This is a genomic window from Roseateles sp. GW823-FHT07B05 (assembly GCF_058794515.1).
The window spans coordinates 17,260-29,864 of record NZ_JBXAGX010000010.1 but is presented as its reverse complement, the minus strand read 5'-3'; the positions used below and the strand labels follow the sequence as shown (position 1 = coordinate 29,864).

14 protein-coding genes are annotated in these 12,605 nt (G+C 67.1%); 6 read left to right on the top strand and 8 right to left on the bottom strand.

Going from position 1 to position 12,605, the window contains the following annotated elements; translation table 11 throughout:
- Window positions 1–43 precede the first annotated feature (43 nt).
- From AC1Q7O_RS19850 to AC1Q7O_RS19835, 4 genes are read left to right on the top strand one after another with little or no spacing between them, the layout of a single operon-like run.
- Window positions 44–454, top strand: coding sequence for a GntR family transcriptional regulator (locus tag AC1Q7O_RS19850; RefSeq protein ID WP_492657624.1), 411 nt, complete (start codon window positions 44–46; stop codon window positions 452–454).
- Window positions 451–1,296, top strand: a complete 846-nt coding sequence (locus AC1Q7O_RS19845; RefSeq protein WP_492657623.1) for an ABC transporter ATP-binding protein — start codon at window positions 451–453, stop codon at window positions 1,294–1,296. Before AC1Q7O_RS19850 ends, AC1Q7O_RS19845 begins: the two co-directional genes overlap by 4 nt.
- A complete protein-coding gene (locus AC1Q7O_RS19840) occupies window positions 1,293–2,477 on the top strand; it encodes a hypothetical protein (protein WP_492657622.1) in 1,185 nt (394 codons plus the stop codon). The genes AC1Q7O_RS19845 and AC1Q7O_RS19840 overlap by 4 nt, the downstream gene beginning before the upstream one ends.
- 39 nt (window positions 2,478–2,516) lie before the next feature.
- The gene (locus AC1Q7O_RS19835) at window positions 2,517–3,773 is read left to right on the top strand and encodes an amidohydrolase (RefSeq protein ID WP_492657621.1); all 1,257 of its coding nucleotides are present in this window, start codon (window positions 2,517–2,519) and stop codon (window positions 3,771–3,773) included.
- 28 nt (window positions 3,774–3,801) lie between these two features.
- Here AC1Q7O_RS19835 and AC1Q7O_RS19830 read toward each other — a convergent pair whose 3' ends face one another.
- Complete coding sequence (locus tag AC1Q7O_RS19830) at window positions 3,802–4,752, bottom strand: integron integrase (RefSeq protein ID WP_492657620.1); 951 nt, start codon at window positions 4,750–4,752, stop codon at window positions 3,802–3,804.
- Between the two features lie 333 nt (window positions 4,753–5,085).
- Here AC1Q7O_RS19830 and AC1Q7O_RS19825 point away from each other — a divergent pair, with 333 nt between their 5' ends.
- Both AC1Q7O_RS19825 and AC1Q7O_RS19820 read left to right on the top strand, forming a co-directional pair.
- The gene (locus tag AC1Q7O_RS19825; RefSeq protein ID WP_492657619.1) at window positions 5,086–5,736 is read left to right on the top strand and encodes a hypothetical protein; all 651 of its coding nucleotides are present in this window, start codon (window positions 5,086–5,088) and stop codon (window positions 5,734–5,736) included.
- Window positions 5,737–6,119: 383 nt separating this feature from the next.
- Window positions 6,120–6,476, top strand: a complete 357-nt coding sequence (locus AC1Q7O_RS19820) for a hypothetical protein (RefSeq protein ID WP_492657618.1) — start codon at window positions 6,120–6,122, stop codon at window positions 6,474–6,476.
- 761 nt (window positions 6,477–7,237) lie between these two features.
- Here AC1Q7O_RS19820 and AC1Q7O_RS19815 read toward each other — a convergent pair.
- The 7 genes from AC1Q7O_RS19815 to flgB form a co-directional block, all read right to left on the bottom strand.
- Window positions 7,238–7,915 (bottom strand): flagellar basal body L-ring protein FlgH, encoded by a 678-nt coding sequence (locus AC1Q7O_RS19815; RefSeq protein ID WP_492657617.1) that lies wholly within the window; start codon window positions 7,913–7,915, stop codon window positions 7,238–7,240.
- Between the two features lie 122 nt (window positions 7,916–8,037).
- On the bottom strand, window positions 8,038–8,820 hold the full coding sequence (flgG, locus tag AC1Q7O_RS19810; protein ID WP_394510737.1) for a flagellar basal-body rod protein FlgG: 783 nt from the start codon (window positions 8,818–8,820) through the stop codon (window positions 8,038–8,040).
- 22 nt (window positions 8,821–8,842) lie between these two features.
- A complete protein-coding gene (gene flgF / locus AC1Q7O_RS19805) occupies window positions 8,843–9,574 on the bottom strand; it encodes a flagellar basal-body rod protein FlgF (protein ID WP_492657616.1) in 732 nt (243 codons plus the stop codon).
- A gap of 25 nt (window positions 9,575–9,599) precedes the next feature.
- Window positions 9,600–10,979, bottom strand: coding sequence for a flagellar hook protein FlgE (flgE, locus tag AC1Q7O_RS19800; protein ID WP_492657615.1), 1,380 nt, complete (start codon window positions 10,977–10,979; stop codon window positions 9,600–9,602).
- 31 nt (window positions 10,980–11,010) lie between these two features.
- Window positions 11,011–11,667: a flagellar hook assembly protein FlgD gene (locus AC1Q7O_RS19795; protein ID WP_492657614.1), complete on the bottom strand. Its 657-nt coding sequence runs from the start codon at window positions 11,665–11,667 to the stop codon at window positions 11,011–11,013.
- A 16-nt stretch (window positions 11,668–11,683) separates the two neighbouring features.
- Window positions 11,684–12,100 (bottom strand): flagellar basal body rod protein FlgC, encoded by a 417-nt coding sequence (gene flgC / locus AC1Q7O_RS19790; RefSeq protein ID WP_394510742.1) that lies wholly within the window; start codon window positions 12,098–12,100, stop codon window positions 11,684–11,686.
- A gap of 11 nt (window positions 12,101–12,111) precedes the next feature.
- Window positions 12,112–12,525, bottom strand: a complete 414-nt coding sequence (flgB, locus tag AC1Q7O_RS19785; RefSeq protein ID WP_492657613.1) for a flagellar basal body rod protein FlgB — start codon at window positions 12,523–12,525, stop codon at window positions 12,112–12,114.
- Between the last annotated feature and the right edge of the window lie 80 nt (window positions 12,526–12,605).

Genomic DNA, 12,605 nt, shown 5'->3' with positions numbered 1-12,605 from the left:
ATAGGCTTGTCATGTGTATTGTGTAAGTAATACACTGATACGCATGCCCAGCCCCTCGGCCTTCTTCGACATCCAGCCGCAGCTCGCCACGCCAATCTACCGGCAGGTGGTGGAGCAGGTGCAGCGCCTCGTGGCCGGCGGGCAGTTGGGGCCGGGCGACGAGCTGCCCAGCGTACGCGCCGTTGCCGAGCGCCATGCCATCAACCCCATGACTGTCAGCAAGGCCTACAGCCTGCTGGAGGCCGAGGGCCTGCTGGAGCGCCGCCGTGGCGTCGGCATGGTGGTGGCGGCCGGCGTGCAGGCCGCCGGCGCGTCGGCCGACCGCATGGCGCTGCTCGCGCCGGCACTGGCTAACGCGGCGCGGCAGGCGGCCCAGCTGGGCATCACGCCGGCGGTGGCGCTGGCGGCTTTCGAGCGCGCGTTGCAAGACATTCCCGAGGAGAACAACCCATGAGCCATGCCCTGGAAGCCCGCCAGCTCGGCCTGGACTGCGACGACGGCGCCTGGAGCGCGGCGCGGCCCCGGCTGCTGGACGGTATCAGCTTCGCCATCCCCGAGGGCGCCGTCGTGGGCCTGGTGGGCCGCAACGGCGCCGGCAAGAGCACGCTGATGCGCTGCCTGCTGGGCCTGACGACGCCCAGCGCGGGCGAGTCCTGGCTGCTCGGCGCGCCCAGCCGCGCGCTGCCCGACGCCCTGCTCGAACGTCTCGGCTACGCGGCGCAGACGCCGGACCTGTTCCCGCGCCTGACGGGCCTGGAGCACCTGGACGAGATGGCCGCCGTCTACCCCGGCATGAACCTGCGCGACGCCGCCACGCTGGCCGCGCGGCTGGACCTGAGCCTGGGCCAGCGCGCCGCGTCGCTGTCGCTGGGCGACCAGCAGAAGCTGGCCGTCGTGCTGGCGCTGGCGCACGACCCCGACCTGCTGCTGCTGGACGAGCCGGTGGCCAGCCTGGACCCGATCTCGCGCCGCGACTTCATGCGCGCGCTGTTCGCGATGCGCCACAAGCCCGCGCCGCGCACGGTGCTGGTGTCCAGCCACCTGCTGAGCGACCTGGAGCGCGTCGTCAGCCACGTGATGTTCCTGCGCGAGGGCCGGCTGCAGCTGTTCGTCGAGTGGGACGAGGCGGTCGAGCACCTGCGCTGCCTGCCCAGCCCCGAGCGCCCGGCGCAGTTGCAGCCGGGCGAGCTGCACTGGGCCAGCGGGCAGCTGCTGGTGGATGCCCGCCAGCACCCAGCTGCGGCGGCCTCGCCGGCGCTGGGCATGGAAGACCTGCTGGAGCTGCTGAACTCATGACCGCCGCCACCCACCGGCTCGCGCAGGTCGAGGAAGTCCGGCTCGGCGCCACGCTGCTGCTGCCCAGCCTGCTGTCGTTCCTGGCGGCTCTGCTGGGCTGGGCACTGGCCTGGGCCGGCGTGCGCAGCGTGGTGTTGCTGGGCATCGTCATGGTGCTGCAGGCGCTGTTGATGCTGTCGGGCGCGGCCGTCATCAGCGGCGTGCATGCCGCGGCGTCGGCGCGTTGGCGGCGGCGTGTGGCGCCGTCGGCGGCGCTGCAGCGGGTGCGCCGGGCGTCCAACCGGCTGCTGGGGCAACTGGCTGCCCGCGGCATCGTGGGACCGCTGCTGATGCTGATCGGGCTGGCGTGGCTGCAGCCGGGGTGGGACCTGCTGGCGATGGCCGCTGGCGTGCTGCTGGCCGTGGCCGCCACCGTGCTGGCGGGGGCGGTGCTGGGTGAGCGGCTGCATCGCAGGTGGGCCTCGCCGGCAGGCACCCGGGTGCGGGCCAGGCCGACCTGGCGCTGGCACGGCGGGTGGTGGCGCTGGCGCTCGGTGCCGACCTGGCAGCAAGTCGACCTGCGCCACCCCAGCGGCGCCCTGTGGGTGGCCTGCCTGCTGGTGCCGCAGGCGCTGGTGCAGGCCGCACACTGGCGTTTCCATGCGTGGGGAGCGGCCTACGCGAGTGGCTGGGACATCGCCTTTGCCGGCCTGTGGATTCTGGTGCTGGGCGTGTTCGTCCACACAGCGGTCATCGGTCCGCCGCTGCATTGGCGGGCGCGGTTGGCGCCGGGCGGGCTGTCGGCCGGCCGCTGGGCGCGGCGCATGGTGGTGGGCTCGCTGCTCAACGCGGCGGTCTGCGTTTCCGTCGCGCTGGCGATCAGCATGGCCGTCAGCAAGCCGGATCTGCGCGCCGTGCAGCTCAGCGCCTGGGCTCCGGTGATGGGCGACGTGCTGCTGGCCATGGCGTGGTCGCTTTGGTTGCGTGGCGAGCGCAACAGCAGCTGGCGCCAGGGGCTGGGCAGCCTGAGCCTCGGCGTGGCCGCCGTGCTGCTGGCGGGGCTGGCGCGGGTGTTGGGCCTGGCGCTGCAGCGCGGGGCGGTCCTGCTGGTGGCCGAGCTGGCCCTGGCGCTGGTTTTTGCGGTGGCCGCGCAACGCGCCTGGGCCAGGCAAGACCTGAACCGCCTCGTGCCGCGCGCCTGACGCCATACTGGCCGCAGTGCATTGCGCCCGAGCCCTCGCATGACCCTTGCTGACCGCATCGACGCCGCCTCCGCGGCCCTGGAAGCCCAGGTCATCGCCTGGCGGCGAGACCTGCATGCCCACCCCGAGCTGGGCAACCGCGAGTTCCGCACCGCCGCCCTCGTCGCCGAGCACCTGCGCGCGCTGGGCTTCGACGACGTCAAGACCGGCGTGGCGCACACCGGCGTCGTCGGGCTGCTCAAGGGCGGCAAGCCAGGGGGCGTGGTAGCGCTGCGGGCCGACATGGACGCGCTGCCCGTCACCGAGGAGGTGGAGCTGCCGTTTGCATCCAAGGCCCGCGCGGTGTGGAACGGCGAGGAGGTGGGCGTCATGCATGCCTGCGGGCACGACTGCCATGTGGCCATCCTGATGGGCGTGGCCAGCATCCTGGCCGGGCTGCGCGACGACATCCCCGGCAGCGTGAAGTTCATCTTCCAGCCCGCCGAGGAAATGCCGCCCGAGGGCGAGGAGGGCGGCGCGGCGCTGATGATCAAGGAGGGCGTGCTGGAGCGCCCCACGCCCGGCGCGATCTTCGGCCTGCATGTCACGTCGCGCCAGCCTGCCGGCGTCATCGGCTACCGGCCCGGCCCGACGATGGCCAGCAGCGACAAGCTCAAGATCACCGTGCGCGGCAAGCAGACGCACGGCGCGGCGCCGTGGCTGGGGGTGGACCCCATCGTCACGTCGGCGCAGATCGTGCTGGGCCTGCAGACCATCGTCAGCCGCACGCTGGACCTGAACCGCGAGCCGGCGGTCGTCACCATCGGCGCCATCAAGGGCGGCGTGCGCGAGAACATCATCCCGGACTCGGTGGAGATGCGCGGCACCATCCGCAGCTTCGACGAGGGCATGCGCGACGCCATCCACGAGCGCATCACGACGCTGGCCGAGGGCATCTCCACCGCGTCGCGGGCGACCTGCCAGGTCTGCATCACGAAGAACTACCCCGTCACGCGCAATGACCCGGTGCTGACCGAAGCCATGGTGCCCACGTTGACGCGCGTGGCATCCACTGGCCCGCGGCCCATGGGCATCGAAGTCGTGCCCAAGGCCACCGGCGCGGAGGACTTCTCGTTCTTCCAGCGCCTGATCCCGGGCCTGTTCTTCTTCGTCGGCGTGACGCCGCCCGAGATCGAGCCGAGCAAGGCCTACTCCAACCATTCGCCGCGCTTCGTCGTCGACGAGCGCGGGCTGGAGGTGGGGGTGCGGGCGCTGGCCAACCTAGCGGTGGATTACCTGGGATCGATCAAGGGCTGAGTGGCCTCAATAGGCTGATTGCGGAAGTTCACCAAGGTCCGCCTTGCGGCAGTTCGGTAGTTGGCAGGCAATCCAGCGGGCTGCGCACGGCGCCGCCGCCCATCTTGAGCACATGGGTGTAGATCATGGTCGTCGCCACGTCGGCATGCCCGAGCAACTCCTGCACGGTGCGGATGTCGCTTCCTGCCTGAAGCAGATGGGTCGCAAAACAGTGCCGCAGCGTGTGCGGCGTCGCCGGTTTGTCGATGGCGGCAGCGTGAACCGCGCGCTTGAACGCGCGCTGAAAGGTCTCGTCGTAGAGATGGTGCCGGCGAAAGACGCCGCTGCGGGGATCAGTGGAATGATGGTCCTGAGGGAAGACCCAGAACCATCCCCAGCTGACACCGGCCCGCGGGTACTTGCGCTCCAGCGCATGCGGCAGCTCCACCCCGGCATGCCCTGACTCCACGTCGGCCACCCAAATCTGGCGAACCCGACCCAGCTGCTCTCGCAGTGGGGAGACCAAGGATTGCGGCAGCATCACCACGCGGTCCTTGCCTCCCTTGCCTTGACGCACGTAGATCGCGCGTTGCGCAAAGTCGATGTCCTTGACCCGCAGGCTTATGGCCTCGGTGATGCGCAACCCGGTGCCGTACAGCAGTCGCGCGAGCAGTTGATGCTCACCCTGCAACCTGGCCAGCACCGACAACACCTCATCGACACTGAGCACAACGGGCAAGCGCCGCTTGGGCACCGGACGACCGATCTCCTGCATCCAGGGCAACTGGAGGCCCAGCACCTTGCCGTAGAGAAACAGGAGTGCAGACAAGGCCTGACGATGGCTGGACGGAGACAGCCCGCGGTCTGATGCCGAATAGGTCAGGTAAGCCTCGACCTCGGGGCCACCCATCTCTGCCGGATGGCGCAGGCCGTGGAACCGGATGAATGCGCGCGACCAGTACAAGTACGCCTGCTCGGTGCGCCTGCTGTAGTGCAACATCCGCACGCGCTAACGCAATTGGTCGAGCAGCCTAACGGCGCGCAACGGCGGTAAATTGACAGACGTGCTCGGGCGCAAGGCCGCGCGAGGAATGGCTGGACGCACGACGGCAGGCAACATGGCAGCCTCCGCTTGGCGGGGCCGCAAACCGGCCAAGCAAGTTTGTAACGGACGCGGCTTTTGATGGGGAATTTAGTACTGTATGAATGAACAGTCAAATGAAATGAAAGGCCAGGCCCGACAAGCACTTGGATCGCTTGCAAGGCGACCTGTTACTGCGCGGGTCGCCGTGATAGGCCGCGCCGACCTGCGGTCTACAACACGTTAGACCCCATGAAATTCAGACACGCAACGCTAGCAGTGCTGACCGCGATCCTTGGTCTTTTCGGCGGGAGGGCACAAGCGACGCCTGAATCTGACTTCTGGAAGTGGTTCCAGCAGAACCAGCAGATGCTCTTCAACTTCGAAGCGGATCAGGAAAGAACATTTGATCTGTTGGCCGTGCAAATGCAGAAGGTTCATCCGAGCCTCACATTTGAGTTTGGCCCCATCCAGGGCGGCAAGAGGGAGTTCATCATCAGCGCCGACGGCATTCGGGAAGCATTTCCGAAGGTCGAAGGCCTCTTTGCGGCAGCACCACCTCTTCCTAAGTGGACAGTCATCAAGTTCCGTCCACGGCGCGATCCGTTCGATCTTGAGTACGGGGGCATTTCCGTAAAGGCCAATGCCGTAACCGTCCTCATCCAGGCAGACGGTGCAAAGGCAGGCCTGACGGTACTCATCCCAGGCTGTACTGAAGCGCAACGCAAGACTTACATGGCTGTCGCCTACCTCCTCCTCGATCAAGCCCTGGGCGAATACGATGTCGAGACGCGTGTTGGATTCATTGAAGTCAAAGCCCCCAGTTCTGCGGCAAAGGCGGCCGTCACGTTGCAGCAACTGCCAAAAGCCTTCGATGCCTTCTTCACCCGCCCTGGGGTCTAACCCCTCCGTCAAGGGGGCTGGCCTGCGGCCAGCCCCTTACGTCGAACGTTAAAGCGCAATGGCACGGAATTCCCGTCATAGGTTCTTTCCGCCTGAAGAGCTTCCCTCCATAGCCGTGCTCCCGCGGAACGGGCATCCTTTCGGTTGGCGGCGCGCGCTTCTCGGGGCGGGTCTCGGCGCGACCGTCGGCGCTATCGCGATGGCGCTCGGGGCGGGGCTCCTCTGGTTGCTGTTGGTACCGCTCGGCTTCCTTCTCGCTGGCTACAGTGCAGCAGGCAAACCTCCTGTGCTTTGGTAGCAGTGGCAGTGCTTACGGCTCTGCGCTTTAACCTTTTGCTGCATCGGACGGCTTCGCCGTCCGCTGAGCTTGCACGGTGGCCTGCATGAATACGCGCCGCATCCACGAACTCATGACGCAGCGCTTTCCGCCGATCGAACATGCGACGCGGGAGTGGGCGGTCGTGGCCAACAGCCTTCAGCTGGAAGCCCTCGTGGCTGCATACATCCGTTCGCCGGAAGTATTGGTGGAGGTCCATCGCAAGCTGGGTGCGTTGCTGCCGGTTCAAGAAGCCGTGGCGTTCGCTGTTGCACACATTGGTGAAGGCGATATCCGAATCGCCGACCGTGAGTTCAGCGGCGTAGTTGTCGTCGCCCGGAACGGGGTAGCCACCGGGTGGTTCATGCCGGCCAACCCGTCACTGCAGCGGACGGCTTCGCCGTCCGCTGACCTTGAACATTAAGCGGCACGTGAAGCATGGCAGCTCACCTCCTCCTCGCCCACCATCACGGTGAAACGTTCGCATTCGGCCGTGCGATTGAGCACGGGTTTTCTACGTTTGGCGGGCCACTTGAATTGCCGGTGAAGGGTTTGAGCCTGCCGAGACCGTTGCATCAAATTGCATGGCTCAACCACAACAACCTCAAGTGCTTGGCGCCCCCTCGCTACATTTGGGATCTTCCGCTCCTGCACCCAATGCGTTACTCCGGTGGCTCGCTTCAGTACGAGTTCTCACGCGAGTCAATCGTGATTCAGCACATTGAGCCGAATGAGGCTTCGGACTCATGGCCATACGCAGGCTTCCCGGAACTACTTCCGTACTATCCCCTTGACGTGCAATCTACAGTGCAGGAGGACTGGGAGTCTTTTTCGCGTCACGCACCAAACCTTCCCGCCGAGCAACCTAGCGAACTTGTCATTCTGGTTCCCCCACCGCATGGACTGGGCTTCACACTCTGGGGCCGCGGCGGCGACGCAGAGGGTGTCACCATCGTGTTTGAGTGCTCGTTGGCTGCCAAGCAAGTCAACACATACAACTTATGCAGTTAGCACCAGTTCCGCTTAACCGGTTGCCGCAGCGGACGGCTTCGCCGTACGCTGAGCGCCAACGTTGAACGCCCGCTTTGGGGCGTCGAATTCGAAGAAGCGATCGACAGCAGCCGCTGCAGTGCCGAAGTCGGCATCTGCATTGCCCGCGCTCTTGAAAGCGCTAGCAATGTCGGATCAGCTCGGCGCGATGTTCAGGAAGAAGCGCGACAGCCAGCCCACCGCGTGAGCGTCGGACGTCGCGCCGCGGCCGCGTTGCTCGATGCGGACGTTGGCCACCGCCGTGGACGCCACCGCGTTGCCCTGGCCGATGGACCGTGGGTCCACCTGGCCGGAGAAGCGCAGCACGTCCACATTGCGGTTCACGCCGATCTGCTTCTCGCCGCTGATCATCAGGTGGCCGTTGGGCAGCACGCCGGTCACGACCGCCGTGATGGCGCCGGTGAACTCGTTGGTGTTCTGGTTGCTGCCCTTGCCCTTGTTGTCGTTGGCGGACGTGGCGCCGGCGCTGGCGCGGCCGAAGGAGTTGCCCGAGACCAGCGGCAGCGCGCTGACGCCCGCAGACAGGCTGCCGGACTTGCTCAGCTCGCTGGTGCTGGTCTGCGACGCCGACACGCGCTCGGTGATGTTGATCGTCAGCGTGTCGCCGACGAGGCGCGCGCGGTGGTCCTCGAACAGCGGCCGGTAGCTGGCGCCTTGGTAGATGGCGCCGTTGCTGGCCGCGACGGGCTGCACCTGCGGCAGGTTGACGACCGGCGTGGACGCCAGCTCCACGCGCGGCTCGGGGTAGGGCGTGGCGCAGCCGGCAAGCAATGCCGCAGCGATGACGACAGTGGTGGAGCAAACAAACTTCATGACGATTTCTCCATTCATCAGGCCGCGCAGCTGGCCGCTTCTCCAGCGGCAGCCATGGAGCCGGCTTTGCCGGGCCATCGGCTGCGCCCCCTGGGGGGAGCGCGTGAGCGCTACGGGGGGAGCTAGATCTGGGCGAGCTTCTGCAGCATCTGGTCGGACGTCTGCACGGCCTTGGAGTTCAGCTCGTAGGCGCGCTGCGTCTGGATCATCTGCACCAGTTCCTCGACGACGTTGACGTTGGACGTCTCCACGAAACCCTGCTGCAGCGCACCCATGCCGTTGTTGCTGGGCGCGCCGGTGTTGGGTGTGCCGCTGGAGGCGGTTTCGGCGAACAGGTTCTGACCCTTGGGGTCCAGGCCGGCCGGGTTCACGAAGTTGGCCAGCTGGATCTGGCCCACCGTCTGTGCAGCGGCCTGGCCGGGCAGCGTGACGCTGACGGTGCCGTCGTTGCCGATGGTTAGCGTCTGCGCGTTCTGAGGGATCGTGATGCCGGGCAGCACCGTGTAGCCGTTGCTCGTGACCATCTGGCCGTTGGCGTTGAGCTGGAAGCTGCCGTCGCGGGTGTAGTTGGTCGTGCCGTCGGGCATCTGGATCTGGAAGAAGCCGTCGCCCTTGATGGCCAGATCCAGGTTGTTGCTGGTTTGCTGCAGGTTGCCCTGCGTGTAGATGCGGGCGGTGGCCACCGGGCGCACGCCCAGGCCCACCTGCAGGCCGGTGGGCAGCGTCGTCTGCTCGGTGCTGTTGGCGCCGGCCTGGCGCATGTTCTGGTAAATCAGGTCCTCGAACACCGCGTGCGAGCGCTTGTAGCCGTTGGTGGCCACGTTGGCGAGGTTGTGCGAGATGTTGTCCAGCTGGGTCTGCTGGGCTTCCATGCCGGTCTTGGCGATCCAGAGCGAGCGCATCATGGTGGGGGTTCCTTCCTACTGCTCAGGTACTGCCAAGCAGCTTGGCGGACTGTTGGCCCTGGGTCTGGGCGATCTGCATCAGCTTCATCTGCTGCTCGAACTGGCGGCCGGCGGCGATCATGGCCACCATGGTCTCGACGGCGCTGACGTTGGAGCCTTCCAGCGCGCCGTCCTGCAGCCGGGCGGCCGGGTCGGCGGGCAGGTCGCCGTCAGCGGCGCGGAACAGGCCATCGTCGCCGCGCGTCAGCTGCGCCGTGGCCTCGGGCGTCACGAGCTTGAGCCGGCCCACCGTCGTCGGCTTCTGATTCGGCGACTTGGCGCTGATGGTGCCGTCGCTGCCGATGGACACCTCGCTGTTCTGCGGGATGTTGATCGGACCGCCGTCGCCCAACACCGGCATGCCGTTGCGCATGACCAGCAGGCCTTCGGCGTTGACGTCCAGCGAGCCGGCGCGGGTGTAAGCCTCGGTGCCGTCATTGGCCTGCACGGCCAGCCAGGCCTTGCCTTGCATGGCCACGTCCATGTTGCGGCCGGTGGGGGTCAGCGTGCCGGGCGCATCGTTGTAGCCGATGGTGGTTTCCAGCGCGAACGCACGCGTGGACGCGCCGTCGCCGCGCACCGGCACGGCACGAAACGCCTGCAGCTCCGCGCGGAAGCCGTTGGTCGTGACGTTGGCGAGGTTGTGCGAGAGCACGTCCTGCCGCTGCATGGCCGCCTTGGCGCCGGCCATCGAGAGGTAGATCATGCGGTCCATCGCGCGCCCTCAGCCTGTGTCGAGATCAGCGCAGATTCACGATGGTCTGCAGGACCTGGTCCTGCGTCTTGATCGTCTGCGCGTTGGCCTGGTAGGCGCGCTGGGCCGTCACCATGTTGACGAGCTCGGCGGTCAGGTCGACGTTGCTTTCCTCCAGTGCGCCGGCCTGCAGCGCGCCCATGTTGCCGTCGCCGGGCACGCCCACCACGGCGTCGCCCGAGGCGACGGTGCGGATCCACACGTTGCCGCCCATGGTCTGCAGGCCCTGCGGGTTGCGGAACGTCGCCAGCTCGACCTGGCCGGCGGGCTTGCTCTGGCCGTTGGAGTAGCGGGCCTGCACGATGCCGTTGCTGGCCACGGTAATGCCGGTCAGTTGGCCGGGTGCGTAGCCGTCCTGCTTGATGTCGGTCACGGCGAAGCTGCTGCCGTTCTCGCTGATCTTGGTCAGGTCGATCTGGATGCCCGTGGGCGGCGTCGTCGTCGAGTCGCCGATCGGCAGCGTGGCGTTGCCGCGCGAGCTGGTACCGGCCGGGATGATCAGGTTGATCGGGCTGGTGGTGGCCGGCGGCACCGGCGTGCTGCCCAGGATGGTGGCGGGGTTGCCGCCCGTGGGCGGGAAGGTGATCGTCGTGTAGGGCGTGGTGGGGTTGTTGTTCGCGTCCAGCGTGATGGCGGCGTTGGTGGCGTCCACGGTCACCGGGGAACCGTTCGCCGTCACGTAGACGTTCCAGACATCGTTGGGCGGCGTGGCGCCGCTGGGGTCGGCCGCGCGCTGGAAGTAGAACGTCACGGCCACGTCCTGGCCCTTGGCGTCGTACACGGTCATGGACGTCGCGTTGTTGTACGTCGTGCTGTCCTTGAGGTCGATGGTGGTGCCCAGGCCGCCGCCGGGCGCGGTGGTCTTCAGCCGGGAGTCGAGGTTGAACTCCATCGAGACCTCGGACGTCACCGCCGGCGGGATGCCGCTGGTGGGCAGCTGCAACGGCGTCGCCGTGCCGGGCTGGATGACGCCGGAGCCGTTGGCCGGGTAGCCCATCAGCTTCAGGCCGTCGTTGTTGACGACGAAGCCGTCCTTGCTGACCTTGAACTGGCCGTTGCGCGTGTAGCGCGTCGGGTTCACGCCGTCGCTGACCTGGAAGAAGCCGCCGCCGTTGATGGCGAGGTCCATGGGGTTCTCGGTCGTCGTGATGTTGCCCTGCGTGAACTGCTGCGCCACCGACTGCAGCGTGGTGCCGATGCCGATCTGGCTCTGGCCGGCGCCGTTCAGCGCGGCGGCGTACACGTCGGCGAACTCCGCACGCGAACCCTTCGCCCCGTAGGTGCCAGAGTTGGCGATGTTGTTGCCGATGACGTCCAGGTTCTTGGACGCGGCGTTGAGCCCGGAGAGGCCTTGCTGGAATGCCATGGGGGAGTCCTTGCAGTCGTGCGGTAAGGGTTCAGTTGACGGACGAGACGGCCGTGTAGTCCACCGGGCCAAGCCGGTCGAGGTTCAGCTTGAGGCTGCCGTTCTCGCTGTAGACGGCATTGACCTTGTCGTAGGCATAGGTCGTCGACGGGACGGCGGCAGTGCCGTTGGTGGCGGTGATGCGGTACTTGACCTCCATCCCTTCGGCGGCCTTGGTGCCGGCGTCCCAGGAGAAGGTCTGGCGGCCCGAGCCCTGGGCGCCCAGTTGGACCGTGTCGATGACGGCGCCGGCGCCGTTGAGGATCTCCAGCTTCACGTTCTTGGCCGCGCCGTCCAGCTCGTAGCTGCCTTCGGCGGCGAGGCTGCCGTCCTCGCCCTTGACCACCTGGATCTTGTCGCTGGGCACGCTGACCTCGCGGCCCACCAGCGAGATGGACTGCAGCGCCTGCATCTGCCCCAGCTGGCCGCCCAGGCTCTTGATGCTGGTGTCCAGCGTCGACAGGCTGGTGACCTGCTGGATCTGCGCCATCTGGCTCGTCACCTGCGCGTTGTCCATCGGGTTCAGCGGGTCCTGGTTGTTCATCTGCGCGACGAGCAGCTTCAGGAAGCGGTCCTGCGTCTCGGCCGCGTTCTTGGCCGAGGTCGTCGGCGTCTTGGTGGTGCTGTTGTTCAGCGCGGTGACGTCCATGGCGGTTCCTCAGCGGTCAGGACTGACCGAGTTGCAGCGTCTTGAGCAGCAGGCTCTTGGCCGTGCTCATGACTTCGATGTTGTTCTGGTATGAGCGCGACGCCGAGATCATGTTGACCATCTCCTCCACCGGGTTCACGTTGGAGTAGGTCACGTAGCCGTCGGCGTCGGCCTGCGGGTGCTTGGGGTCGTGCACGCGGCGGCCGGGCGTCTGGTCCTCGGTGATGTTGGTCACGCGCACGCCGGCGTTGCCGCTGTCGTTGCCCGCGCCCATCAGTGCCGTCTGGAACACGACCTGCCGCGCCTTGTAGGCCTGTCCGTCCGGGCCGGCCACCGTGTCGGCGTTGGCCAGGTTGCTGGCCACCACGTTGAGCCGCTGGCTCTGCGCGCTGACCGCGCTGCCGGAGACATTGAAGATCTGGAACATCGACATGGTTCAGCTCCTCAGCCCTGGTTGTGCGACTTCATCGCGTCCAGCGTCGTGCGCACGGAGCCGTTGATGAAGCGCAGCGTGGCCTCGTACTTCACCGTGTTGTCGGCGAAGCTGGCGCGTTCGCGGTCCATGTCCACGCCGTTGCTGTCCAGGCTGGTCTGGCTTTGCAGCGCGTAGTCCTTGCCGCTCTCGCCGCGCGCACCGGCCAGCGGTGCGATGTGGCCGCGCTGCGTCGTGGCCATGGCGCCCGGCGTGCCGATCTCGCCGGTGGCTTCGCGCAGCGCCTTGGCGAAATTGATGTCGCGGGCCTGGTAGCCCGGCGTGTCGGCGTTGGCGATGTTGCTGGCGAGCAGGCGCTGGCGCTCCGCCCGCAGCGAGAGCGCCTGGGTCTGGAAGTTCAGCGAGTCGGTGAGTCGGTTCAACATCTGGGGCCCTCTTTCGAGGAAACGAAGCGGGACAAGCTCCTTGCGCAAATTGTCTGAACCAGCCCCGAAAACATGAGCGG

Bases quoted from the DNA above. Each gene is read 5' to 3' on its own strand.
- AC1Q7O_RS19850 (WP_492657624.1), top strand. From the start codon at position 44: ATGCCCAGCCCCTCGGCCTTCTTCGACATCCAGCCGCAGCTCGCCACG.
- AC1Q7O_RS19820 (WP_492657618.1), top strand. From the start codon at position 6,120: ATGAATACGCGCCGCATCCACGAACTCATGACGCAGCGCTTTCCGCCG.
- AC1Q7O_RS19815 (WP_492657617.1), bottom strand. From the start codon at position 7,915: ATGAAGTTTGTTTGCTCCACCACTGTCGTCATCGCTGCGGCATTGCTT.
- AC1Q7O_RS19825 (WP_492657619.1), top strand. From the start codon at position 5,086: ATGAAATTCAGACACGCAACGCTAGCAGTGCTGACCGCGATCCTTGGT.
- AC1Q7O_RS19845 (WP_492657623.1), top strand. From the start codon at position 451: ATGAGCCATGCCCTGGAAGCCCGCCAGCTCGGCCTGGACTGCGACGAC.
- flgB (WP_492657613.1), bottom strand. From the start codon at position 12,525: ATGTTGAACCGACTCACCGACTCGCTGAACTTCCAGACCCAGGCGCTC.
- flgG (WP_394510737.1), bottom strand. From the start codon at position 8,820: ATGATGCGCTCGCTCTGGATCGCCAAGACCGGCATGGAAGCCCAGCAG.
- AC1Q7O_RS19795 (WP_492657614.1), bottom strand. From the start codon at position 11,667: ATGGACGTCACCGCGCTGAACAACAGCACCACCAAGACGCCGACGACC.
- flgE (WP_492657615.1), bottom strand. From the start codon at position 10,979: ATGGCATTCCAGCAAGGCCTCTCCGGGCTCAACGCCGCGTCCAAGAAC.
- AC1Q7O_RS19835 (WP_492657621.1), top strand. From the start codon at position 2,517: ATGACCCTTGCTGACCGCATCGACGCCGCCTCCGCGGCCCTGGAAGCC.
- flgF (WP_492657616.1), bottom strand. From the start codon at position 9,574: ATGGACCGCATGATCTACCTCTCGATGGCCGGCGCCAAGGCGGCCATG.
- AC1Q7O_RS19830 (WP_492657620.1), bottom strand. From the start codon at position 4,752: ATGTTGCACTACAGCAGGCGCACCGAGCAGGCGTACTTGTACTGGTCG.
- flgC (WP_394510742.1), bottom strand. From the start codon at position 12,100: ATGTCGATGTTCCAGATCTTCAATGTCTCCGGCAGCGCGGTCAGCGCG.
- AC1Q7O_RS19840 (WP_492657622.1), top strand. From the start codon at position 1,293: ATGACCGCCGCCACCCACCGGCTCGCGCAGGTCGAGGAAGTCCGGCTC.